Raw genomic sequence first — 24,756 nt, forward strand, 5'->3', positions numbered from 1 at the left:
TATTCACGCAATAGCACTTGTGACAACTTTTTGTCGAAACTTACTACTTTCCAGTCCGAAATATCGGATATTATTTAAAAAATTTAATAATACCACATTTTATCACAATAATTTTAGTCCGGAATTCTGGAAACTAGTCCGCTTTTTCGGAATTAGGTCATAAGTTGTGTTTTTTTATTTTTTCATATAATGTCGAACGACTAAGACCTAATTGTTTAGCAATTACTCTCTTATCTTTTTCATCTACTAGTAATTCTTGAATCATTGTACGTTCCAGGTCCTCAATCGCATCTTGTAAATTCACAAATTGATTAAGAGACTTTCTCCTTGCTAGCTTTAATTGTTCTGGTAAAACTGAAGGCTCAATTATTTCATCTTCGGCTAAATAAACAGCTGCTTGTATTACATTTTGTAGTTCTCGAACATTCCCTGGCCAATGATAACTTTGTAAGTACTCTCTGGTTTTGCTAGCGAGTACTAGCCTACGTTTTCCTGCTTTTAATATATATTGCTGTAAAAATGTATTCGCTAGTTCTGTAAAGTCTTCCATTCGTTCTCGCAACGGGGGGATGCGAAGCGTAATGGTTTGGATACGATAGTACAAATCTTCGCGGAATTTGCCTTGTTCAATTAAGTGTTCAATTGGTCGATTAGTGGCTGCAAGTATACGTACACTTACTTGAGTAGAGATATGTGAGCCAATTGGTTCAATCTCTCCTTCTTGAATAGCACGAAGTAGCTTCGCTTGAATGGTGAGTGGCATGGCACCAATTTCGTCAATAAACAAAGTACCTTTATCGGCTAATTCAAAACGACCTTTTCGAAGTATATTTTTGGATTCATCATAACTACCAAAAATCTCTTCTTCTAGTAATTCAGCTGGGATAGCTGCACAATTAATTTTCACAAAGGGCAAATCTGTTCGATCGGATTGTTCATGGATACTTTGTGCAAATAGCTCTTTTCCTGTTCCACTTTCTCCTTCAATTAAGACGGACAAATCACTTGGTGCAATCATTTGAATCGTTTCCTTTATCGAGCGAATCGCTTTAGAGCTTCCTTTTATATCTTCTAAATAGGATTTGGGTTCAGAATTATCTGAAGTCATTTGAATTTTATCCATAGTCGTCCTTACATGAGAACTTAATTTTTTCCAATCAGTCATATCACGAAAAACGACGCTTCCAAAAGCACCAACAATCTCTCCATCTACTATTAATGGCACGCGATTCGCAAGCATATATGTCCCCTTAATGTAATGTGGGGATGCTACATCGGCTAATCCAGATTTAATAACTTCGTGCATTTTAGTATTTTCTATAACTTCTTCTACGGGTTGACCAATTGCTTGAGTTCGCGAAACTTCTAAAAATTCACAGTAATCTTCATTAATATATAGAATACGAGCATCTTTATCGACCACAACAAACCATTGAAATGCATTTTCAAGTATTTGTGTAAGGACAGACTCTGGTAAATGTTGAAATACAGAATTCATTTTCTCACCCCTCCTTTGCGATTCGTTCTTTTCTATTTTCCCAAACTATACGTAATTATGCAAAAATTGAATTAAATTATGCTAGAATTGCTTAATAGAAAAGTACTTTTAAGTGAAATTCGCAAGGAAATACGATAAAGGTAAGGTGTAAGTTTAATGAAACTCGAACGAGTTCTACCATTTGTAAAGACATTATTAAAAAGGACAATTTCTCCAGGTGATACCGTGATTGACGCTACAGCTGGCAATGGGCATGATACACTCTTCCTTTCGCAATTAGTGGGCACTACAGGGCATGTTTACGCCTTTGATGTTCAAAAAACAGCCATTGATGCGACACTTTTACGTTTAGGCGAAATGAGAGCTCATGCAACTGTTATCCATGCGGGTCATGAATTGATAGCCCAATATGTTACAAAAGAAATTTCAGCTGCAGTTTTTAATCTCGGCTATTTGCCTGGCGCAGACCATTCGATCATTACTCAATCTAAAACGACTATTACTGCCATTAAAAGTTGTCTCAAGTTAATAAAAGTTGGTGGACTGGTTGTGCTGGTTGTTTATCACGGTCATGAGGGTGGAGATGATGAGAGAGATGCATTAATTGACTATTTACAAAGTCTCCCTCAATCCTATGTAAATGTATTAAAATACGAATTTATTAATCAACAAAACCATCCGCCATTTGTTTTGGCAATTGAAAAAATAAAATAACAATGAAAACCTAAAGTAAGCTATTTATTTAGCTTCCTTTAGGTTTTTTTGAATATCCTTATGAAAAGTGGAAAAACTAGGAGTATCATCTTTTTACAAGGAGAGCCATATGCCAAAAATTCAATCTGTCAATTCTTTTCTTCCTTCTTATAATTACTCTCAACAAGACGCATCCACTTTATTAAAGCATTTATTTACTGACCATTACCCAGATTTAGATCGGATGCTCAAAGTTTTTGAAAATGGGGAAATTGAATCCCGTCAATTTTGCGTGCCAATTGAATGGTTTGAACATTCCCATGATTTAGAAGAACGCAATCGATTGTATATAGAGTTAGCAACTTCTTACGGAGTATTGGCCATTAATGCTTGCCTTCAAAACAAAGAATTTTTGGTTGATTCTGTTCATCCTTCTGAAATTGACGCCATTTTCTTTATCTCGAGTACAGGATTTTCTACACCTAGCATTGATGCACGTATTATTAACGAACTCCCTTTTTCTGATTCTATTAAACGGATTCCTATTTGGGGGTTGGGCTGCGCTGGTGGTGCTTCTGCTTTAAGTCGAGCAAATGATTATTGTTTAGCCCATCCTAAGGCGAAGGTGCTCGTGTTATGTGTGGAGTTATGTAGTTTAACATTCCAACCCAATGACTTTACCAAAAGTAATTTAATTGGTGCTTCTTTATTTGCTGATGGTGCAGCATGTGCCTTAGTTTGTGGGAATGAAGTCGAGATAGTTTCTAAGAAAAATTGTCCAGCATTTATTGCAACTTCTTCTAAAATCATGGCCAATTCAGAAAATGTCATGGGGTGGGATATAAAAAATGATGGTCTGCATGTAATTTTTTCTAAAAGCATTCCTTCCATCATAGAAAAGTGGCTTGAGCCCTTTGTTACAGAGTTTTTATCGGAGCATCATCTAACTTCGAGTCAAATTGACCATTTCATTGCACATCCAGGAGGAAAAAAAGTATTATCTGCTTACGAGAAAGCACTTGGATTCGACTCTTCAAAAACAGCTATTTCAAGAGATATTTTAAAAAAACATGGCAATATGTCCTCCCCAACAGTTCTTTATGTATTAGAAGGTTTTATGAAGTTGGATTGTTCTCCTGGAGAAAAAGGATTATTAACAGCTCTAGGTCCAGGATTTAGTGGTGAGCTGGTGTTACTTGAATGGCAGTAGAAATGATTGTTTTCTTAAGCGTAATAGGGTTTGTCATCGTTCAAAGAATTGTTGAACTATTTGTCGCTCGAAATAATGAAGTATGGATGCGTTCGCAAGGTGCCTATGAAGTCGGTGCCAGTCACTATCCGTTTATGGTGGCTATACATGTTGGGTTTTTTATTAGTTTAATCTTTGAGTTTGTCATTTTCGGGCGAAGTCTATCGGCTAATTTCTTGCTATTCTTCGTCATTTTTTTAGGCCTGCAAATGATGAGAGTGTGGGTTATTTCTTCTCTAGGTAGATTTTGGAATACGAAAATCATCGTTTTACCAGGTGCTCATGTGGTTAATAAAGGACCATTCCGACTCATTAAACATCCTAATTACGTTGTCGTATCCTGTGAAATTTTTATTATCCCATTAATGTTTGGAGCCTATTTTACGGCACTGGTGTTTACTTTATTTAATTTAATTATTTTGAGCATACGTATTCCAATTGAAGAAGCGGCATTGCGTGAAGTGACTGATTATAAGCAAGTGTTTTAATTAAGATGAATTTTTGTCCATTTTTATGTTTTAGCTTTTGGAACTACACGATTAGGAGTTGATCTTTCATTTAATCGGCTTCGACCCAGGTTGCTTCCGCTTCACAACAGTTTTATTCGATTTAATCCGCTTCATCAATGTTTTATTCGACTTAAACTATTTTTCACCATTTAAACATGTGTCCTATTGCCAAGTGAAAAAGCAAGTAGCATTTAGCTACTTGCTTTTTGGTATTATCGATTCGCTTAAGTGTGATGGACTCACATTATTATTTTTCAAAAACAATATCGCCAGCAATAATTGTTTTCATTACTTGTGCTTCTAGTACTTGTTCATCTGGTCCAATAAATAAGTCGCGATCAAAGACGGTTAAATCTGCATCAAAATTGATATCAATATAGCCTCGTTGGTGTTCTTTGCTAATGGCTTGTGCACTACCAATTGTGTATAAAGCAATTGCTTCATAACGACTAAGTTTTTCTTCAGGCTGATAGCCATCGTGAGTTTCTCCCGGTTTTTTCCTTGCAATCGCTGCGTATAGACCTAGACGTACATCTACTTCTTCAATTGGCGAGTCTGACCCACCACTGCATATAATTCCGCGCTTTATTAACTTTTTCCATGCGTATGCCCAGTCAAGTCGAACTTCTCCTAATCGCTCTTTAACCCATGGGAAGTCTGAAGACACAAAACTAGGCTGAATATCCAAAACGATATCTAGTTTTTGCAAGCGTGTAACTAAATCTTCACGCAATACATTGGCATGAATTAAACGATCTCGTTTCCCTAATGGAACAGGATGTTTTTCAATAGCCAATATAATCATTTCCATGCCTAAGTCACCTATTGCATGAACCGCTACCGCTTGTCCGTAAGATCGCGCTTTTGCTACAAGCATATTTAATTCATCTTGTGAATGAATTGACACACCATGAGTTGTCGGGTCATCCGCATACGGTTTACTAAGCAGCGCTGTACGTCCACCAAGAGCGCCATCTATAAATATTTTCATGGCACCGGGTTCAATCCATGGCTCGTCGTATGTCGCTTCTTCCATCATTTTGTCAATCACTGTATGGTGACGCAACAAATTTACACGGAATTTTCGTCCATTCCCAATAACTTGTTTAAAGGCTTGAAGTGGTTTTGGATAATCTCCGTAATAACTCATGTCCTCAGTATGAACTCCAGTAAACCCACGTGATACTAAATCATCTACTGCAGCCTCTAATGAAAGAACCAATTGTGTGATGGACACTTCTGGAACGTGCTTTTCAACAAATGCTTTTGCTCCATCTAGCAAATAACCTGTTGGTTCGCCCATCTCATCTCTTACAATGACACCATCATTTGGATCAGGAGTATCCTTTGTGATTCCTGCAATCTCAAGTGCAGCTGAATTTACAATTACAGCATGACGGCAAACTCTTTTTAACATAAGTGGGCTCGTTGACAACTTATCTAAATCATAACGAGAAAGTATTTTTTTATCTGCAAAATTGTTTTCATTCCAACCTTCCGCAACAAACCATTCGCCACTTGGATGTTGCTTCAAAAGTTTTTGCAAATCTTTAGTCATTTCTAATGAAGAGGTGTAAGTAGAAAGATCGATGTACCGCAATTTATCTCCATGTCCAATCATATGTATATGGCTATCAACAAATCCAGGATAGACAAACGAACCCTCTAAATCGACCAATTCCTCAGCAAGATTCTTTATATCTTCAAATAAACCAATTTTAATTATTTTCCCATTTTCCACTAATATGGCTTCTATTGTATCGACTGAATTTTTCATCGTATAAAACGTTGCATGATGAAAACAAATTTTTGTCATGTTAGCACCCCTCTTTCTTTAAGAATAAAACAAAAACCGTCACATTCACAATAGAATGCAGACGGTTTGACAATTTTTTTTTGAGATAAGAGTTTATAGCATACGTATAGAGACCTTTTCTAAGGCTTCTAGTCTTTTTATTTGTGCTACCTGTCTCAACAATTTGCCCCTGCTTCCTCTTGGTGAACAGTAGGGTCTACTATTTTACTTATTCAGAAATTTTTAAGCTTTTGATTCCAAGAATCACTTGCGCTATAAATGCTAAGCCACAAAAGACAATTGCTATATAGCCAATCCAATCTAGCGGATCTAACATCATCGTTCGAATGAATAATAATGCCATAAGTAAAGCAATTGTGAAGTTCACTAAATACGTTTTATTTGTATGAGAAAATTTCTTCATAATAAAATATACACAAATTCCCGTAATGATAATAACTATGGATAGAATATTTGCCAAGATAGAATTCTCCTTTTTACCTTTTACTATAACAGAAAAAAACATCGCCCAACCTGAGTTGGGCGATTGTTTATTTTTTCTTCAAGTTGTCGTTATAATCGATCCAGAAATCAGCATTTTTAATCCCAAGTTTCCTTGGGTCAAATACAGGATCTTTTCCTTCTTTTTTCTGTGCCTCGTAATCTTTTAGTGCTAGGAGTGCTGGTTTTGCAATGATCAGAATCGCTATTAAGTTTAGCCACACCATTAATCCTAAACCAACATCGCCTAGTGCCCACGCAAGACCCGCTTCACGAACCGTTCCTAAGTATGCTGTGATTAAGATAACAATTTTTAAAACAAAAATTCCGACCCGCTTAGCATTCCCTCTTAATAAGTACACAACATTTGTTTCTGCCATATAGTAATAAGCCATAATTGTAGTGAAAGCAAAGAAGAATAATGCAATAGCTACAAATCCAGCTCCAATACCCACACCTGGTAATGCAGAGTCAATTGCTGCTTGCGTATAACCTGGTCCAGCTTCTACTCCAGAAAGTCCCTCATATACGAAATCTCCTTTTCCAGAATCTAATTGAACATTGTACATGCCCGTAAATATAATCATGAAAGCAGTTGCTGAACACACTAATAATGTATCAATATACACTGAAAAGGCTTGAACTAAACCTTGCTTAACTGGATGAGATACTTCTGCTGCTGCTGCTGCGTGAGGACCAGTACCTTGACCGGCTTCATTTGAATAAATTCCTCGTTTTACGCCCCAAGCAATTGCAGCACCAATCATCCCACCAAAAGTAGAATCAAAACCAAATGCGCTTGAAAAGATTAATTTAATTGCTCCTGGAAGCTCAGTAATATTCATACCGATAATGATAACTGCCATGATCATATATGCAATTGCCATAAACGGTACTACTAATTGAGCAACGTTTGCAATTCGTTTTACTCCACCAAGAATGATAACCCCAAGAATAACGACAATAGCTGCACCTGTTATCCAACGCTCAAGTCCAAATGCATTTTCCATACCGATTGCAATTGAATTTGATTGAATACCTGGCATTAATACTGACATTGCTAATAACGCTGCTAGCGCAAATAGAACTGCATACCACTTAACACCAATACCTTTTTCTATGTAATAGGCAGGTCCACCACGATATTGTCCTTCGTCCTTCACTTTATATATTTGAGCTAATGTTGATTCGATAAATGCAGAAGATGCACCGATGAAAGCTATAGCCCACATCCAAAAAACAGCACCCGGTCCACCAAATGCAATCGCTGTTGCAGTACCTGCAATATTACCTGTTCCCACTCGACCCGATAATGCTATTGCTAAAGCTTGAAATGAAGAAACTCCAGCATCCGATTTTTTCCCTTTAAAAATTTGAAGAACCATGTCTTTAAATAATCTTACTTGTACAAAACGAGTAAGTATTGAAAATAAAAGTCCAACTGCTAAACATCCATAAATCATCCATGGTCCCCATAGAAAACTATTTAATGTACCAATGAAATTTTCCACCTTTTTTCCCCCTTTGTCTAGTTCACAAGTTTGTCACACAATTCACTATATTACAAAATGTATATGTGTACAAGACTAGGAGCAGAAATAAATTTCTTGATTTATTAAAATATTATGTGTAAGCAGAAAAAGAATATCTTTCTATGAATCTCGTTAGCCTTAGTCAAAAAAAGTAGACACTCTTATTTAGAGTGTCTACACAATATAACCAATTGAACGTAAAACATTGTTCATAAAGGATTCGGTATATAAAAATACATCCTCACGTTCCGGTTCATGAAATAAATCATGGTAGCAATTTTCCCACTCTTTATATTGAATTTCAGAAAGTTGTTGTTTTTGCAACCAATGCCTTGAGTATGTGCGATCAGTTATTTTATCTCGCTCTGCTGTCATCATTAAGACTGGTAAGTTTTGAATACTTTCTGATTTTGTAGAAGTAACTTTCATTAAGTTTTGTAACTCACGATACCATTTTAATGTAATGGTTGTTTTATAGAGATGATCATCTTTATCTTGCGTATATACATCATAATTTCTCGTCAGCTGTTTTATCGTCACCTCATGTGTGCTCTTTACATTTCCAGTTAACTTGCCCATACTCGACAAAGCACTCGATAATTTAGATGCGTGGATTTGTAAGTGTAACCATGGAGAAGTTAGTATTACTGCCGCACATTCAATTGATTTTTCTTGAAGTGCATGCATCACTAGTGTTGCTCCTAACCCATGTCCCATAACAAATACTGGCAAGTTATACGAAAGAGAGGCTTCTACCAATTGATCGATATACGCATTATACGATTTAAAATCTTCATCATGGGCACTTTTAGTTCGAGCAGCTTCTCCATGCCCTGGCAAGTCTCCCATTACGACATGAAAACCCGAACTTCTAAACTTTTCAATTAACCATGCGTATCTACGATGATGCTCATACGCACTATGAATTATTGCAATGACAGCTTTAGCTTGTCCATCAGCTTCCCATTTCCACATGAACATCGCCCCTTCTCTATTACATTATTCTACAAAGTTATCTTCTTTATATTCCTCTTTTTTTGTATAATGAAACCATATCCCAATAAAGAAATGAGGTTATAGAATGATTTACCCGTTTAAAGATAAGACACCTATTATTGATTCGTCTGTATATATTGCTGATTATGTCACAATTAGTGGTGATGTGACAATCGGTCCAGAGTCTACAATTTGGTTTAACACAGTAATTCGCGGCGACGTGAACGCAACTCGGATTGGGCGTAAAGTGAACATTCAAGATTTATGTTGCCTACACCAAAGCCCAACCGCTCCACTAATTTTAGAGGATGAAGTAACAATTGGTCATCAAGTAACTTTACATAGTTGTACGATTCGCAAAGGAGCCTTGATTGGAATGGGTTCAATTGTCCTAGATGGGGCTGAAATTGGCGAAGGTGCATTTATTGGCGCTGGTAGTTTAGTGCCTCAAGGTAAAATTATTCCACCAGGGATGCTAGCTTTTGGGAGACCCGCAAAAGTAGTTCGCGAATTAAATAATGAGGACTTGCTAGATATGGAGCGAATTATACAAGAGTACGCGGAAAAAGGACAGATTTATAAAAGCATGCAAATAACAACCTAATCTTCATATGAACTAGAGATGACCGGTCCTTAATATACAACCGGTCATCTTTTGTTTACATGCTTCCTACATGTGATGATGAATTATTGACGACGACTTGGTTTATTCCTGTACAAATCAATTTCCCCATAAAAATGCCGTTCCAGAATTAACTGGAACGGCATTTTTATGTTAGTTGTTTGCTTTTTCTTTCAAAGCTGCTGCTTTGTCAGTTTTTTCCCAAGATAAATCTATGTCTGTTCGACCAAAGTGCCCGTAAGCAGCAGTTTGCTTATAAATTGGTCGACGAAGATCTAACATTTTAATAATACCAGCTGGTCGTAGGTCGAATAATTCGCGAACTAATCCAACTAGTTTGGATTCTGCTACTGTACCTGTACCGAATGTATCAATAGCGATTGATACAGGTTGTGCAACACCAATCGCATACGCAAGCTGCACTTCAACACGATCAGCAAGTCCTGCTGCTACGATGTTTTTCGCTACATAACGTGCTGCATATGCTGCTGAACGGTCAACTTTAGTCGGATCCTTACCAGAAAATGCACCACCACCGTGACGTGCATACCCACCATAAGTATCAACTATAATTTTACGACCCGTTAATCCAGCATCCCCTTGTGGTCCACCAATTACGAAGCGACCAGTTGGATTTATAAAGTATTTTGTATTATCGTCAATTAAATTTGAAGGTACAACAGGTTTAATAACGTATTCTTTTATGTTGCGTTGAATTTGTTCAAGCGCTACTTCTGGATGATGTTGAGTAGAAATAACGATTGTGTCAATACGCAATGGTTTATTATTTTCATCATATTCAACAGTTACTTGTGTTTTACCGTCTGGACGTAAATATGGAAGAATTTCTTCTTTACGAACTTCTGCCAAACGACGTGCTAACTTATGAGCCATACTAATGGGAAGTGGCATTAACTCAGGTGTTTCATTACAAGCATACCCGAACATTAAGCCTTGGTCTCCCGCTCCAATTGCATCGATGTCTGATTCAGTCATCGATCCTTCACGGGCTTCTAGTGCTTGGTTAACACCCATTGCAATGTCAGCAGATTGCTCATCAATTGCAGTTAATACTGCAGATGTTTCTGAGTCAAAACCATATTTTGCACGTGTATAACCAATATCACGAACAGTTTGACGTACTACCTTTTGAATATCCACATATGCTGATGTTGTAATTTCACCAGCAACAAGTACTAGACCTGTTGTTACTGTAGTTTCACACGCTACACGTGCGTTTGGGTCATCTGTTAAAATTGCATCTAAGATTGCATCTGAGATTTGATCGCAAATTTTATCTGGATGCCCTTCTGTAACTGATTCTGATGTAAATAGACGACGATTTGTCATTTAGTATTTCCTCCTATTATCCTTCGAGATTGCTCTCGGAAAATTCAAACGGTACTCATTTCCCATGCCAAGCCTCATTCAGTCGAATAAAACCTTCCGCCTTATCGGGCTTCTGCACACGAGGATAAAGGGAGATGTCATAAAAAAAACCCTCTCTCACGTAGAACACATGAGGAACGGTATGATTAATAGACACCTTTCACTCTTATCATCCAAGGAATTCACCTTGCTTCAGGTTCAGCACCTTTGCCAATTACTAATTGGTTCATAACTGCAGGTTGCCGGGTTTCATAGGGCCTGACCCCTCCACCAGCTCGGGATAAGAGTATCCGTTCAATTTAATATCATAATAAACTAATCCTCTGATGTCAAATATTTGTTTACTTTCGATATAAATGTACAAATTAAATATATGGAAAAACCGTGAAATTATTGAGGCTATGAGTGTAGATTATTGAGCGTAATGTGTTATACTAATTCATGAATCAATTGACCCTATATACGGGAATATTCGAAAAAGGAAGGTACATATACATGAATTCAGTGAACACTAGTAACGAGCTGAACGACTTGTTAAATGGCCAAAACGTGCATATTCAACTTTCAGTACCACAATTAGTGGAGAAAGCGACATCACGTGGAGAAGCTGTCTTAACATCAACTGGTGCTGTAAAAGCGGAGACAGGAAAGTATACGGGTCGATCTCCTAAAGATAAGTTTTTTGTTGAAGAAGAAATTTCAAAAGACAAGATTGATTGGGGTTCAGTAAACTTTCCAATTTCTTCTGAAATTTTTTCATCTTTATATAATAAGGTTATTAATCATTTAAAATTAAAAGATGAGTTATATGTTTTCAAAGGCTTTGCAGGAGCTGACAAAGAATCTCGCCTCTCTCTACAAGTCTTCACTGAATATGCGTGGCATAATCTATTTGTACATCAATTGTTCATTCGCCCTACTGAAGAAGAGCTAACTTCTCATGAAGCACAATTCACAATTTTATGTGCACCTTCATTTAAAGCAGATCCTGCAATTGATGGTACAAATTCTGAAACGTTCATAATTGTTTCATTGGAAAAACGAATTATTTTAATTGGTGGTACAGAGTATGCTGGGGAAATGAAAAAATCAATTTTCACTATCATGAACTATTTGCTTCCTGAGCAAGGTATTTTGTCTATGCATTGTTCTTCAAACGTTGGTGAAAAAGGTGATGTTGCCTTATTCTTCGGTTTATCTGGAACTGGAAAAACGACGTTATCAGCTGATGCTGATCGCAAGTTAATCGGTGATGATGAGCATGGCTGGTCAGATAATGGTGTATTCAATATTGAAGGTGGCTGTTATGCAAAAGCAATCAACCTAACACGTGAAAATGAACCACAAATTTTCGATGCTATCCGTTTTGGTTCAGTATTAGAAAACGTTGTCGTTGATCCTGAAACACGCATTGCAGATTACGATGATATATCATTAACTGAAAATACACGTGCTGCATACCCATTACAAGCAATTGATAATATCGTCGACCCTTCTGTAGCCGGTCATCCAAATACGATCATTTTCTTAACAGCTGATGCTTTTGGCGTGTTACCACCAATCAGTAAGCTAACAAAAGAACAAGCTATGTATCACTTCTTAAGTGGGTTCACATCGAAACTTGCGGGAACTGAACGAGGAATTACAACTCCACAAGCAACATTCTCAACTTGCTTTGGCTCTCCATTCCTACCATTGCCTGCTACAGTTTATGCAGAAATGTTAGGCAAGAAAATTGATCAGCATAATGCACAAGTATTCTTAGTTAATACAGGCTGGACTGGCGGCGAATATGGCGTTGGTAAACGTATGAAACTTTCTTATACACGTGCAATGGTTCGTGCTGCACTAAGAGGGCAATTAGACAATGTAAAAACAGATTCAGGTTCTGTTTTCGCTTTAGCCATTCCTACAGAAGTACCTGGTGTACCTTCTAATGTATTAAACCCACGCGATGCTTGGGCAGACCCAGTAGCATATGATAAAAAAGCAAATGAATTAGCAAATCAATTCCGTGAAAACTTTAATAAATTCGGATCAGTTTCTGAAGAAATCGTTTCTAAAGGCGGTCCAATTAACTAAATATAAAGGGCTTGCACTTCATGTGCAGGCCCTTTTTTCTTATAGTGACAAACAATTTATTATGAGAACTAAAAGTCATCAATTTCATATTCCTTGCGTTTTTTTTCGATATGTAAAATCCCCTTAAGGAACCCTCTTCTTCTTATATCAAGTGCTCAGTGAAGTATTCAGCGTGTTTGATTTCAAAAAATAGTTCTTGAAATTCATCTGCTTCTTTTTTATCCACACCATACAAAACAATTTCAGAACCATACTGACCAATTTCAAGTATTTGAATATCTTTTTTATAGAAGTGCAAAGTAAACCATTTTAATCCACCATTTGAATCAACTGACTGATTACGTAAGTAGGCTCTATTGTCTTTATTTAATGAGATAGTGAATAACTTTACTAGACCTTGGTCATCAGATTGAGCAGAAATGGTAGAAAGTTCATGAATCTGTTTCACTTCTTCTTTCCAACAGTGAATTTCGACTGAAGCAAAGTCAATCGTATATGAATCCCACATTTTTTCCCAATACGATGTATCTATTGGAATTGAAGATTTATTTGCTGTATGTGTAGTTTCTAAATGAATCCTAATATGTTTCATTCATATCATCCTCTTTGTTGTTTCATCCAAGTGGTTAGGTTATGAACAATTTGCGCATTAATTTTTGCTTCGAAAAAATGTGTTAGTTCTTTAAAATACATTGTTTCATACACTTTCTCTTCTTTTTCAAGCGCTTTTTCTAATCGGAAAGCATGCTCAATACCTACATTTAGATCTTTTTCACCATGAATAATTAATAATGAGCAAGTGATATCATTGATACGAGGTATAGGTTGTCTGTATTCATAAGCTAAACGAGCATTGTTCGGATTTCCACCAATTACTCGTTTCATCATACGCCGCATATCATTTCGTTCCTCATAGGTAAGAATAACGTCTGACACTCCAGACCATGTAACGACTGACGTAACATCATTACGTAAAATGGCTGTCCATAACGCCATAATTCCACCTCGCGAGAAAGCAAATAAATGAATACGGTCGACAGAAAGAAACTGTTTTAATACGTCAACTCCATTCACAGCATCATAACGATCTTCACCAGCAAATTCATCGCGCCCTTCTCCTCCTCGATTTCCTCGGTAGTAAGGAGCAAACACAATAAATCCCTGTGCAGCAAATTGTGCAATTCGAGCGGGTCTAACCATACCAATGCTTTGTATACCTCCACGTAAATAGAGTATGCCTTCATAGGTGCCTAGTTTTACAGGCTCTGCAAGTAACCCCTTTACTCGCAATCCACATGACCAATAGATAATTTCAGTTAACTTTACTTGAGGATTCGGACTGGGGTAAGGACGTTTTTGTTCAATTGTAGCGTCTTCTTTCAACTATCATCACCTGCTCCAACATTTTTCTCATTCCATCATCTTTCATATGAAAACTAAGGTTAGTTGATTTAAAGAATTCTTGTAACGTAACCCATACCGGTCCTTCCGTCTCAAACTTCTCGAAATTTGTTTCGACAGAGTCTATAGTTGCACGGAAAACCACTTTACAAAATGGCTTTTCATCATGGACCATATATTCCGCAAACCATTCCAGATGCGAGATTCGCGCACCCGTCTCTTCAATTGTTTCCCGTTTTGCTGCTTGTTCTATTGTTTCGTTAGGCTCTACTTTTCCTCCAGGGAATTCAAGACCCCTTTTTGTGTGTTTTGTAAGCAACCACTTCTCTTGAATATTTGCTAACACAAGCACATGTGTTGTAGGAATTGAGAAGGCATTTTTATTAAATGATAACGTAACTTTAATCCCGTGCTGATCTACAAAAGAAAACATGCCTTCTACACTCCTTTCAATTAGTGTATCGAAGGCATGCAAAGCATTCAACTATAATAATGCATAGTCTCAATTTGTTGTTTTGCTTCTTCATTACCGTATTCATGAATGAAAGCATATAATTTTTTCAAGCGTAAATCTATCTCATCATTTTCCGGATCCAAATGATAAGGCACATAAGGTAAATGAGCTCTCCAAAAATTTTTCCATTCATGTTGATCTTTTTGATCAAATAATTGATCAAGTACGGTTAAATCTGAAGGATTGGCTTCAATTTCATATTCCCAGGGTGAATCATTTGGGTTTAAATAATAACGATGATGACTGACGGATACAAACACTTTCGGCATTTTTTCAACCCCTTTTTTTTAGCATGTCATTAACTCATAATTTCATGCATCAAAAAATAATTGAATTTAAAAAAGCAAACTCCTATAAAGGAATTTGCCTTTAAAGCTTATTTATTTGTCTCACCAAGAAATGCCTTTAGCATCCATTGATGTTTTTCAATTGATTGGTAAACGGCATTTAGTAAATCTTCCGTCATATCATCTTCATCTTTTGCAGCTTCGCCCATCCCTTTTTTCAAGGATTGCATGATTTTGTCGAAATCTTTTACAACAGTCTCAACCATTTGATCAGTGGACTCTTTCCCAGTTGCTTCTTCTACATCCGATAATTCCAAATGCTCTTTCAATGTTGCAACTGGTTTACCACCTAGTGTTAACAAACGCTCTGCAATCTCATCCATATGAAGAGTTGCTTCATTGTAAAGTTCTTCAAACTTAGCATGTAAAGTAAAGAATTGTGGTCCTTTAACATACCAATGGAAATTATGTAATTTTGTATACACAACGGACCAAGTTGCAACTTGCTTGTTAAGTTCAATATTTAGTGATGCTGACATAAAATCTTCACACTCCTAATTTTTATTTAAGCTTCTTTCCTTTCACTTTACCACTAAAGTCACTAAAATAAACCTAAAGAGTGGTGTAAAATATGGCATTGTGGATTTTGTTAATAGTTGCAGTTTTTAGTGTTCTTGGAATGGGTTTAATGTTATTTTTAACGCAAAGTAAATTACGGTCAAGTAAACACTCTATCGACCCTAAACCAAAGAAAACGTTCCCAGGAGATGAAGATCTTTGAAAATCATTGTGATTGGATTTTTTCGTTTTTATCAAAAATTCATTTCTCCTTTGACTCCGCCTAGTTGTCGCTTTTATCCAACATGCTCTCATTACGGTGTTGAGGCAGTCGAAAAACATGGAGCATTAAAGGGGAGTTACTTAGCAGGGAAACGTATTTTACGATGCCACCCATTTGATGAAGGTGGTTATGATCCTGTTCCTGAAGAGTGGCCAGAAAAAAAATGACTTCTTGAAAAAGAGTCATTTTTTTTCTTGTGTTTTAATTTCATTTCTAGTATACTTACAATGTTCTTAAATCAAATCGTAATCATTACTATTTAAAGGAGTTTAATTATGAAGAAATTTATCTTATTAAGTTTAGTTGCTGTTTTAGTATTATTTACAGCTGCTTGCGGTGATAATAATTTAGTAACTAGTGAATCTACTAGTGATTCTAAAACCAAGGATGCTTTAACTATTTATACTACAGTATATCCCCTCGCTTATTTTACAGAACGTATTGGGGGAGACAAAGTAAATGTCAAATCCGTATACCCTGCAGGTGCCAATGAGCATACATTTGACCCCACACAGCAAGACATGATGGCTTTAGCAGACGCTGACTTGTTTTTTTATATTGGCTTAGGACTTGAAGGATTCGTTGAGAATGCGAAAAAAACGTTGGCAAAGCAAGATGTCACAATGGTCGCAACTGCTGATGCCGTTTCTGATCAAGAATTAGCAGTAAGTGAAGGTCTTGAAGACACTGATGAAGAAGACATTCACGAAGAAGACACACATGAAGAAGACACACATGAAGAAGAAGCTCCTGAAGAAGAAAGTCACGATGACCATGAACATGGAGCGATTGATCCTCACCTTTGGATTTCACCAAAAATTAGTGTGAGTCTTGCATCTTCAATAAAAGATTCACTAATTAAAAAAGACCCAGAGAATGAAGTAACTTATACAGAAAACTATGAAGCTTTAGTAGAAGAGCTTGAACAATTGGATACAGACTTCAAAGAGATGGCAAATGCTTCAAAAAATAAAACATTCTTTGTATCACACTCAGCATTTGGTTACTTAGCTGGAACATATGGATTAGAGCAGGTAGCAGTAGCAGGTTTGAATTCTCAAGATGAACCTTCTCAAAAAGAATTAACTAAAATTGTGGAAATAGCAAAAGATAAAAATATTAAAACGATATTATTTGAACAAAATGTCTCTTCTAATTTAACAAAAGTAATTCAAAATGAACTCGGTGCTGATGCATTAACTATGCATAACCTAGGTGTTTTAACACAACAAGATATTGATAATAAAGAAACTTATTTCACATTGATGAATCATAATTTAGAGACATTAGAGAAAGCCTTACAATCTGCAAATTAAAGATAAACCACGGAATGGGTAAACCTTCCGTGGTTTTTTATGCCTCAAATTGTTTTTTTCTTACTTCAAATTGCTCCATTACCTTATAATCCCAATTAAGGCCGACACCTGATTCGCTTGGAAGAAGAATTTCTCCATCGACTACGTTGATTGATGGTTCAGCTAAATCTTGATTCCAAAAGTGTGTAGACGAACTAAAGTCTCCCGGGAAAGTAACACCTGGCAAAGAAGCAAAAGCTAAATTAAACGCCTTTGATACACCAAACTCAATCATCCCTCCTACCCAAATAGGAATACCTTTTTTGACACAATGTTCATGAATGCGAAGAGCATTTGAAAGTCCACCTACTCTACCCTGTTTCATGACAATTATTTTCCCTGAGTTCCGTTCAATCATGTCTTCAACATCTTGAAGGCTGCCAATACTTTCATCCAATGCAAAGGGTGTTTTCATCGTTTTTTGAGCTACTGCAGAAACGGCATTATGTTGTTCTGAAAAGGGTTGCTCAATCAAGGTAAAACCACATTCGTCAAAACTCTGTAACAGAACTATCGTATGTTCAGTAAATGCTCCATTCGCATCTGCAAAGAATAATATTTGAGGATAATGTGCAATCATTTTTTTTAACTGCTTCGGATTTGATGTTTGTGAAATTTTAATTTTAATACGTTTATAGCCGTTTTTCACCGCAGTCTCAATTTCTTTATACATTTCTTCATTGTTTGCAGTAGCGACGACAATACCAGCTTCAATCGGTTGTGATGCTCCTCCAATAACTTGCCAAAGAGGTTGATTTAGTTTTTTTGCATACAAGTCCCATAAAGCATGATTGACCGTAGACTTGGCCATATGATTACGTTTAACAAATGATAAAAAAGTATCGAGTTCATCAGGATGTGAGAATGTATGTTTTAACATAGCAGGTATGATCCAATTTTCAAGAGCAAGCCACGCTGTCTCAACGGTTTCCTCAGTGTACCAAGGAGATGAAAATGCTACACACTCCCCAACACCGCTCTGTCCTTCTGAATCCAATATTTCGATTAGTATACTTTCTCGTTCTTCTACTTGTTGTAAATGCGTTGTGAAAGGTTTTTTAAGAGGCACGCGTACGAGATGTAATGTTACTCGTTTAATTTGGATGTTACCCACGCTCTCAGCTCTCTTCTTAGCAATTTGTTCGAAGCATTTCTTGGCATTTCATTTATTTGGTGTAGCATTTTCGGCATTTTATAAGGGGCTAATTTTGTTTGCAAAAACTCTCGTAATGACTCTATCGTTATTTTTGCATCACTAACGATAAAGGCAACAGGAACTTGTCCCCACTGTTCATCATCCACGCCACAAACGCCAGCTTCTCGAATCATTGGATGTTGCAAAATCGCATTCTCCACTTCTGCTGGGTAAATATTTTCTCCCCCTGAAATGATTAAATCTGAACGGCGATCAACTACAAATAAATAGCCTTCATCATCCAGATAGCCAATATCACCAGTGTAAAGCCATCCCTTTTCTTGAGAAGGTGTTTGTTCATAATGACCAATATAGCCAGGTGTTACATGCCCACCTCGAATGCAAATCTCTCCTTCTTCAAAAGGTTTCTTTGCATGATTGATCCGAATAAAACTTAAATACAAAGGTTTTCCGGAAGATCCTAATTTTCTAACAGCATCTTCAGGAGCTAGTGTGGCTGTTTGGGATGCTGTTTCTGTCATTCCGTAGGTTTGCAATATAGGAATTCCCCTTGCAATCGCTCTTTCTAAATAATGACTTGGAACAGGACCTCCACCAACAAGCATGGTCAGCATGCGAGGCGATACATTCTCATCACGCTCTTCTAGTTCTCTCAAAATACGTTCTAACATAACAGACACGACAGACATTCGAGTAACGTTGCCATTTACTAAATCATCTACTACGCGAACTACATCAAATTTCGAATAAAGGGTAACTTTCATTCCATATAAAACCGAACGTATTAAAATGGATAGCCCGCTTATATGAAAGATTGGCATGGTACATAACCACACGTCATCGGTTTGAACGCCTATATTAAAAGCGGAAGCAGTCGCGTTCGTCGTATGATTCAATACGGTTTGTCTAACACCTTTTGGACGCCCTGTTGTACCAGACGTATACATAATAGACATCGTGCGGTTAAGTGCCCACTCTTCTTCTATATTGATTGTGCTTGAATTCATCTTAGACAAGTCTTCTAGTGTAATTTTTTTGTATATACCTATCCTTCCCTGATAATTTTCTTTCACAAGGACAAGAGTAGGCTGTGCATCTTCAATTTGATAAGCCAATTCCTCATCGGATAATCGCTCATTTAATAAAACGACTTCACAACCCAATTGCCAGCAAGCATGAATTGTAATAATTAATTGAGGGTGAGAAGGTGCAAGTATGGCAATTCGAGCACCATGTTCAATACCAGCAGTTTTTATTGTACCTGCTGTATTCATTACTTCATCAAACAACTGTTTAAAAGTCCATGATTTCCCCTCAAATGATAAAGCTAATCGATTGGGTGTCATTTGGACACGTTGTGCTAACCAGTTTGGATACATTTTTAACCCACCTTTAGAAAAAGCTGCCCTTCTAAAAAGGACAGCTTGAGAAATGTTGTTATCAAGGGAAACGAGGGAATTGACCGAAGTCAGGTTTACGTTTTTCCTTAAAGGCATCGCGGCCTTCTTTCGCTTCATCAGTTGTATAGTAAAGAAGAGTAGCATCTCCAGCTAATTGTTGAAGACCTGCTAAACCATCGGTATCTGCATTCATCGCTGCTTTTAAGAAACGTAGCGCTGTTGGAGACATTGAAAGCATTTCTTCACACCATTGTACGGTCTCATCTTCTAATTGTGCGTAAGGGACAACCGTATTAACTAAGCCCATATCAAGTGCCGCTTGTGCATCATATTGACGGCATAAGTACCAAATTTCACGTGCTTTTTTATGGCCGATAATACGAGCAAGATATCCTGAACCATAACCCGCATCAAATGAACCAACTTTAGGACCTGTTTGTCCAAAGATTGCATTGTCAGCAGCAATTGTTAAATCACATACAACGTGAAGGACGTGTCCGCCACCAATTGCATAACCAGCTACCATTGCAACAACTGGCTTCGGAATTACACGAATTAAACGTTGCAAGTCAAGAACGTTTAAGCGAGGAATTTCATCTTCCCCAACATATCCACCGTGGCCTCGTACTGATTGGTCTCCACCTGAACAGAAAGCTTTTTCACCCTCACCAGTTAAGACGATCACTCCAACTTTAGAATCGTCTCTTGCATATGTAAATGCTTCTAGTAATTCTTTAACTGTTTTCGGACGGAACGCGTTGCGAACTTCCGGACGGTTAATTGTGATTTTTGCGATTCCGTTATATGTTTCATATTTAATATCTTCATATGTACGTTCTGATACCCACTGACGTGTCATACTCTTCCTCCTAAAATAATCATTTCATTTGCTCCATTATTATTGTAGCAAACTGAACGGGATTTTCCACATGAATCGCATGTCCAACAGCTAAAACTTCAAGATGTTGGCTGTTTTCTATGCGATTTTTCATTTGTTGTGCAATTAACTGGAATTTTTCATCGAGCTCTCCAGTAATAAGTGTTACGGGTATTTTTAATTCATTTAATTGTGTCCAATAAGAAGGTTGGCTTCCTGTTCCCATTCCTTTCAAACTACTCGCTAATCCTAAAGAAGATTGCTGAAGGCGTTCTTGTCGGATGGCTTGTCGTTTTAAATCAGAAAGTTTCTTTTGAGATTGGAATAGCGGTATGTCCTGCCAGAAGTCAATAAATGCTAGTAATCCTTCACCTTCTATTTTTATCGCTAACAATTCATCAGCCTTTAATCTTGCTTGTTGTTCAGTTACTAATTGCAGTCCTGGAGACGCGCTTTCCAATACTAAGCTTTTAACATGTTTTGGATAAGTAAGCGTATAAGCAAGGGCAATACGTCCCCCCATCGAATAACCAACGAGCGTAAAATCAGTTACTTGAAGCGAAATAAACAGCGCCTGTAAATCAAGAAGTTGCTCTTTCATTTCATAGCGTCGTGTTTCTTGCGGAGCATCCGTCTTACCATGTCCCAATAAATCCACTGCAATACATCTGACTGTAGAAGGCAGGCATTCTATTATGGGTTCCCAAGTTTTCGTGCTCCCTGTAAAACCATGTAAAAAAACCATCGTCTCAGATGCTTCTTTATTCATGATGGAATAGCCAATCTTTACTCCTCGAACACTTTTGATTAATTGCTCCACAGTTGATCTAACTCCTCGGTGATGCCGCTCCATAAATGACGATGAGCAATCACATTTTCTTGACGATTCGTCTTCACTTCAATGATGCGTAAATCCTTGTGTTTTGGGGTAGTTAAAGCATCTTCAAATGCTTCCTTTGAATCGACAGCAAAATATTCTGCTTGATACATAGTTGCGATAGAATCAAATGTTAAACCTGTTGGCGTGCCGAACAACTTTTCAAAATATGTTTCTTCCTTGGACTGCGGGAGATATGAGAAAATGCCCCCTCCGTCATTATTCATCACAACGATGGTAAGATCTGTCTCGTGAAAACGGGAGACCAATAAGCCATTGCTATCATGTAAGAAGGAAATGTCACCAATTAAAAGGGTTGCAGGTCGCTTTCTGGCTTGTTGTATGCCGAGAGCAGTTGATACTACTCCGTCTATTCCATTTGTTCCACGGTTTGCATAGATGGCGATATCTTTAGTTGTTTGATTAAAGAATGTATCGACATCACGAATTGGCATGCTGCTTCCCGATATTAAATCACTACCATCAGGTAATAAATTAAATAACTTTCCAGCAAATGCACCTTCATCTTGTTGGTCGTCAATGTAACGTTCAATATGTTCCGTTGCAATCGAATTCGCTTGTGTCCAGATGTTCAGTATTTCATTAGTTTGTACTTGATTTACGTCATTCCAAAAAACTTGAGGAATTGACTGTATATGATGAGTCACTACACCTAAAGAATCGCGGAATAAAGGATCTTCATCAATGACGATATAGACAGCAGGTCTATATTCTTTTAAGAACAGGGAAAGTGGTTTTGACACAGGTTGTGCACCAAATCGCAAGACTAATTCTGGGTTTACTGCCTTTTTAAAATTTTCACTTTTCAACAGAGCATCGTATTGATCTATCAACAAATGTCGGCATTCTTCAGGAACTTCCGTACGAAGTTGAGAAAGTGCATCCGTTATTATTGGCCACTGAAGTGATTTAGCGAAAACCCAAAAATCTTGTTTTGAGAAATTACCAGATAGTTCACCAACAATTATGAATCCCCTCTTGGTATTCACAATCATCTCTTCAACCAACTTAATGGATGATTGAGAAGCAACAATTGAACCTGAAATCGACTGTTGGTACGTTGATGGTTGTACTTCGTAATCAAAGTCGAGTAGTAATGGCTCGCGAAACGGGATGTTTATATGTATGGGGCCCATTGGTGCTGCCTTTGCCAAAGTAACTGCTCGTCCAGTATGTCTCTCGACAAAAGGGATCGTTTCTTTGTAGCCGTCCGCTAAAGGAAAATCCACACTCCATTTAACGTGATTCCCATATAAATGAACTTGATCTATAGCTTGCGGTGCGCCAACTTCTCGTAACTCGTGAGGTCTGTCTGCCGTTAACACAATGAGTGGGATTCTTGCATAGTTAGCTTCCACAATTGACGGGAAATAGTTAGCCGCTGCAGTTCCAGAAGTACAAAGCAGCAACACTGGATTTTGTTTAGCTTTTGCCAACCCTAAAGCAAAGAATCCAGCTGAACGCTCGTCAATTTGCATATATGTGTTAAAGGCTTGTGTTTGACTAAACGCATAAGCTAGAGGTGTAGAGCGAGAACCTGGACTAATCACAACATCCTGAACACCAGCTTGAAGAAAAGTTTGCACGATAGTATGAACGTACTCGGTTAAGTTTGCACGATTATCCATTAAACTTGCCTCCAAGAGTTCGTAACATCGGTCTGAATTTCACTAATGTTTCAGCATATTCCGAAGTTGGGTCTGAATCTGCTACGATTCCCCCACCAGCATATAAGTACGCATTTTGTTTGTTTAATAAGGCTGACCTAATGGCAACAGCAAACTCACCATTACCTGCAGCATCAATCCAACCAACTGGAGCAGCATAATAACCACGATTCATTTGCTCAACCATTCGAATAATGGCCATGGCATCGCCACGTGGTTCTCCGCCTAAAGCTGGAGTTGGATGCAAGTCTTTAACAAGTTGCAATAGACCTTGACCTTTTTGCAATTGACCTTCAACAGGAGTATATAAATGCTGAATATCTCGAATTTTCATCAGCTTTGGATATTTTGGTACTTTAACTGCCTCACAATATTTATTAAATACTTTGGTAATCATATCAACCACGTATTGATGTTCTTCAAGGTTTTTTGAATCCTGCAATAGTTCATTGCCAAGTTGCTGATCTTCTGTTGCAGTCTGACCTCTTTTAATAGAACCTGCTAAACATGTAGAAAGTGCTCTTCGATTTTCTACCTTCACTAATCGTTCAGGTGTAGCCCCAAAGAATAAATTATCAGCAAGCTCTAAACCAAACAGAAAACTTTCTGGTTGTTCTTTTGACACATGGTACATGGCTGAAGGCGAACTGACATCTTCAGCAAATGTTAAGGCTAACGAACGTGCGATCACGACTTTCTGAGCTTCTCCAGTACGTATCAATTTAGTAACATGAGAAACTGCATCTAAATAGAGTTCTTTAAAACGCTCTTCTAAGTTCGTTAACAACGGTTTTGCATATTGCTTTAATTCTCTTACTTGCGCTGCATGAATTAAATCATCTCGTTCAGAGCGCAACTGATCAAATCGATGTTGTGAGTCTTTCTCCTTCGTTACTAAATGAATACTAATAAAAACTCTGTCGTCTCGAATAACCAGTTGAAATGAAGGCACAGCAAAGTAAGCTGAAGGGAACATGTCCCACTCAGAAGATAATTGGTTTGCCGGATCAAATGAAAAACCACCAAATAAAATAGGTTGTAAATCATGTTCCTCATTTACAATTTTAGAACATAGTTCACTCCATTGTTTATCAACTTCCTCAAAGCGCTTGTCCTCTGAGGAACTTGAAATAACATGGGCATGACCAATTCCAACTAAGGTAAATGTTTTTTCACGGTTTTGCCAATAAAATCGCTGTCCTTTATATGACTCCCCTGCTTCAAAAAAAGCAATAGAGGATAATCTACTTACTTCAATAGTTTCTGTATAAAAATGTACGCCCGAATATAGATCTTCGCTTGCGTAACCTATGGATGTAATTGACTTCTGAATCATCCAGTTTCCCTCCGTAAATAGGTCTTCACAAAAATGTAAAGATCCTTCAATATCCTACCTACTATCATACCTCTTTATTCCCGATTCAGCATCAGATAAGCAAACAATCTACCTATAATTAAGTTGATGAAGTACAATAAGGGAGGTGAAAAAAGAAT

Annotated in this window: 25 protein-coding genes and 1 riboswitch; of the genes, 8 read left to right on the top strand and 17 right to left on the bottom strand. The window is 37.4% G+C overall.

All coding sequences use genetic code 11. The features are described 5' to 3' along the window. Positions 1 to 157: 157 nt before the first annotated feature. Positions 158 to 1,498 carry a sigma-54 interaction domain-containing protein gene (locus C406_RS0107440; protein ID WP_017379981.1) on the bottom strand — a complete coding sequence of 447 codons (1,341 nt, stop codon included), beginning with the start codon at positions 1,496 to 1,498 and terminating at the stop codon, positions 158 to 160. Between the two features lie 156 nt (positions 1,499 to 1,654). Here C406_RS0107440 and C406_RS0107445 point away from each other — a divergent pair, with 156 nt between their 5' ends. The 3 genes from C406_RS0107445 (at position 1,655) to C406_RS0107455 (ending at position 3,928) form a co-directional block, all read left to right on the top strand. Continuing rightward, on the top strand, positions 1,655 to 2,212 hold the full coding sequence (locus tag C406_RS0107445) for a tRNA (mnm(5)s(2)U34)-methyltransferase (protein ID WP_017379982.1): 558 nt from the start codon (positions 1,655 to 1,657) through the stop codon (positions 2,210 to 2,212). Positions 2,213 to 2,321: 109 nt separating this feature from the next. Further along, positions 2,322 to 3,401: a type III polyketide synthase gene (locus C406_RS0107450; RefSeq protein WP_017379983.1), complete on the top strand. Its 1,080-nt coding sequence runs from the start codon at positions 2,322 to 2,324 to the stop codon at positions 3,399 to 3,401. Next, entirely contained in the window at positions 3,392 to 3,928 is a 537-nt protein-coding gene (locus tag C406_RS0107455) for an isoprenylcysteine carboxyl methyltransferase family protein (RefSeq protein ID WP_017379984.1), read from the top strand. The genes C406_RS0107450 and C406_RS0107455 overlap by 10 nt, the downstream gene beginning before the upstream one ends. 268 nt (positions 3,929 to 4,196) lie before the next feature. Here C406_RS0107455 and C406_RS0107460 read toward each other — a convergent pair whose 3' ends face one another. From C406_RS0107460 to C406_RS0107475, 4 genes are all read right to left on the bottom strand, one after another. Beyond that, positions 4,197 to 5,765 carry an amidohydrolase gene (locus C406_RS0107460; protein ID WP_017379985.1) on the bottom strand — a complete coding sequence of 523 codons (1,569 nt, stop codon included), beginning with the start codon at positions 5,763 to 5,765 and terminating at the stop codon, positions 4,197 to 4,199. A 208-nt stretch (positions 5,766 to 5,973) separates the two neighbouring features. Then, positions 5,974 to 6,225 carry a hypothetical protein gene (locus tag C406_RS0107465; RefSeq protein WP_017379986.1) on the bottom strand — a complete coding sequence of 84 codons (252 nt, stop codon included), beginning with the start codon at positions 6,223 to 6,225 and terminating at the stop codon, positions 5,974 to 5,976. Between the two features lie 70 nt (positions 6,226 to 6,295). Then, positions 6,296 to 7,756 carry an alanine/glycine:cation symporter family protein gene (locus C406_RS0107470; protein WP_017379987.1) on the bottom strand — a complete coding sequence of 487 codons (1,461 nt, stop codon included), beginning with the start codon at positions 7,754 to 7,756 and terminating at the stop codon, positions 6,296 to 6,298. 195 nt (positions 7,757 to 7,951) lie between these two features. Then, positions 7,952 to 8,752, bottom strand: coding sequence for an alpha/beta hydrolase (locus C406_RS0107475; RefSeq protein WP_017379988.1), 801 nt, complete (start codon positions 8,750 to 8,752; stop codon positions 7,952 to 7,954). A 106-nt stretch (positions 8,753 to 8,858) separates the two neighbouring features. On the opposite strand from C406_RS0107475, the gene C406_RS0107480 reads away from it, so the two are divergent. Continuing rightward, complete coding sequence (locus C406_RS0107480) at positions 8,859 to 9,377, top strand: gamma carbonic anhydrase (protein WP_017379989.1); 519 nt, start codon at positions 8,859 to 8,861, stop codon at positions 9,375 to 9,377. A 171-nt stretch (positions 9,378 to 9,548) separates the two neighbouring features. Here C406_RS0107480 and metK read toward each other — a convergent pair whose 3' ends face one another. Continuing rightward, a complete protein-coding gene (gene metK, locus C406_RS0107485) occupies positions 9,549 to 10,745 on the bottom strand; it encodes a methionine adenosyltransferase (RefSeq protein WP_017379990.1) in 1,197 nt (398 codons plus the stop codon). A gap of 202 nt (positions 10,746 to 10,947) precedes the next feature. Next, positions 10,948 to 11,071, bottom strand: a riboswitch (SAM riboswitch). A 208-nt stretch (positions 11,072 to 11,279) separates the two neighbouring features. On the opposite strand from metK, the gene pckA reads away from it, so the two are divergent. Next, positions 11,280 to 12,866: a phosphoenolpyruvate carboxykinase (ATP) gene (gene pckA, locus C406_RS0107490; protein WP_017379991.1), complete on the top strand. Its 1,587-nt coding sequence runs from the start codon at positions 11,280 to 11,282 to the stop codon at positions 12,864 to 12,866. 142 nt (positions 12,867 to 13,008) lie between these two features. Here pckA and C406_RS0107495 read toward each other — a convergent pair whose 3' ends face one another. The 5 genes from C406_RS0107495 to C406_RS0107515 all read right to left on the bottom strand — a co-directional run bounded on the left by C406_RS0107495 (position 13,009) and on the right by C406_RS0107515 (position 15,607). Beyond that, positions 13,009 to 13,458: a hypothetical protein gene (locus tag C406_RS0107495; protein ID WP_017379992.1), complete on the bottom strand. Its 450-nt coding sequence runs from the start codon at positions 13,456 to 13,458 to the stop codon at positions 13,009 to 13,011. A gap of 5 nt (positions 13,459 to 13,463) precedes the next feature. After that, positions 13,464 to 14,249, bottom strand: a complete 786-nt coding sequence (locus C406_RS0107500; RefSeq protein ID WP_017379993.1) for an alpha/beta hydrolase family protein — start codon at positions 14,247 to 14,249, stop codon at positions 13,464 to 13,466. After that, positions 14,227 to 14,700: an NUDIX domain-containing protein gene (locus C406_RS0107505; RefSeq protein ID WP_017379994.1), complete on the bottom strand. Its 474-nt coding sequence runs from the start codon at positions 14,698 to 14,700 to the stop codon at positions 14,227 to 14,229. The genes C406_RS0107500 and C406_RS0107505 overlap by 23 nt, the downstream gene beginning before the upstream one ends. A gap of 47 nt (positions 14,701 to 14,747) precedes the next feature. After that, positions 14,748 to 15,050 carry a hypothetical protein gene (locus C406_RS0107510; RefSeq protein WP_017379995.1) on the bottom strand — a complete coding sequence of 101 codons (303 nt, stop codon included), beginning with the start codon at positions 15,048 to 15,050 and terminating at the stop codon, positions 14,748 to 14,750. Positions 15,051 to 15,157: 107 nt separating this feature from the next. Next, positions 15,158 to 15,607 (bottom strand): Dps family protein, encoded by a 450-nt coding sequence (locus C406_RS0107515; RefSeq protein WP_017379996.1) that lies wholly within the window; start codon positions 15,605 to 15,607, stop codon positions 15,158 to 15,160. A 92-nt stretch (positions 15,608 to 15,699) separates the two neighbouring features. On the opposite strand from C406_RS0107515, the gene C406_RS20695 reads away from it, so the two are divergent. The 3 genes from C406_RS20695 to C406_RS0107530 all read left to right on the top strand — a co-directional run bounded on the left by C406_RS20695 (position 15,700) and on the right by C406_RS0107530 (position 17,225). Continuing rightward, entirely contained in the window at positions 15,700 to 15,849 is a 150-nt protein-coding gene (locus C406_RS20695; protein WP_017379997.1) for a hypothetical protein, read from the top strand. Further along, positions 15,846 to 16,076, top strand: coding sequence for a membrane protein insertion efficiency factor YidD (gene yidD / locus C406_RS0107525; protein WP_017379998.1), 231 nt, complete (start codon positions 15,846 to 15,848; stop codon positions 16,074 to 16,076). Before C406_RS20695 ends, yidD begins: the two co-directional genes overlap by 4 nt. 108 nt (positions 16,077 to 16,184) lie before the next feature. Continuing rightward, complete coding sequence (locus C406_RS0107530; protein WP_017379999.1) at positions 16,185 to 17,225, top strand: metal ABC transporter solute-binding protein, Zn/Mn family; 1,041 nt, start codon at positions 16,185 to 16,187, stop codon at positions 17,223 to 17,225. A 37-nt stretch (positions 17,226 to 17,262) separates the two neighbouring features. Here C406_RS0107530 and menC read toward each other — a convergent pair whose 3' ends face one another. From menC to C406_RS0107560, 6 genes are all read right to left on the bottom strand, one after another. Next, on the bottom strand, positions 17,263 to 18,378 hold the full coding sequence (gene menC / locus C406_RS0107535) for an o-succinylbenzoate synthase (RefSeq protein WP_017380000.1): 1,116 nt from the start codon (positions 18,376 to 18,378) through the stop codon (positions 17,263 to 17,265). Continuing rightward, positions 18,351 to 19,799, bottom strand: coding sequence for an o-succinylbenzoate--CoA ligase (locus C406_RS0107540; protein ID WP_017380001.1), 1,449 nt, complete (start codon positions 19,797 to 19,799; stop codon positions 18,351 to 18,353). Before C406_RS0107540 ends, menC begins: the two co-directional genes overlap by 28 nt. Before the next feature lie 61 nt (positions 19,800 to 19,860). Then, positions 19,861 to 20,679: a 1,4-dihydroxy-2-naphthoyl-CoA synthase gene (menB, locus tag C406_RS0107545; RefSeq protein WP_017380002.1), complete on the bottom strand. Its 819-nt coding sequence runs from the start codon at positions 20,677 to 20,679 to the stop codon at positions 19,861 to 19,863. 19 nt (positions 20,680 to 20,698) lie between these two features. Continuing rightward, positions 20,699 to 21,517 carry a 2-succinyl-6-hydroxy-2,4-cyclohexadiene-1-carboxylate synthase gene (gene menH, locus C406_RS0107550; RefSeq protein WP_017380003.1) on the bottom strand — a complete coding sequence of 273 codons (819 nt, stop codon included), beginning with the start codon at positions 21,515 to 21,517 and terminating at the stop codon, positions 20,699 to 20,701. After that, a complete protein-coding gene (menD, locus tag C406_RS0107555) occupies positions 21,505 to 23,223 on the bottom strand; it encodes a 2-succinyl-5-enolpyruvyl-6-hydroxy-3-cyclohexene-1-carboxylic-acid synthase (RefSeq protein WP_017380004.1) in 1,719 nt (572 codons plus the stop codon). Before menD ends, menH begins: the two co-directional genes overlap by 13 nt. Continuing rightward, on the bottom strand, positions 23,216 to 24,598 hold the full coding sequence (locus C406_RS0107560) for an isochorismate synthase (protein WP_017380005.1): 1,383 nt from the start codon (positions 24,596 to 24,598) through the stop codon (positions 23,216 to 23,218). Before C406_RS0107560 ends, menD begins: the two co-directional genes overlap by 8 nt. Positions 24,599 to 24,756 lie beyond the last annotated feature (158 nt).

It is taken from the genome of Paenisporosarcina sp. TG-14 (assembly GCF_000297555.1).
In the GTDB taxonomy this organism is placed as follows: Bacteria; Bacillota; Bacilli; order Bacillales_A; family Planococcaceae; genus Paenisporosarcina; species Paenisporosarcina antarctica.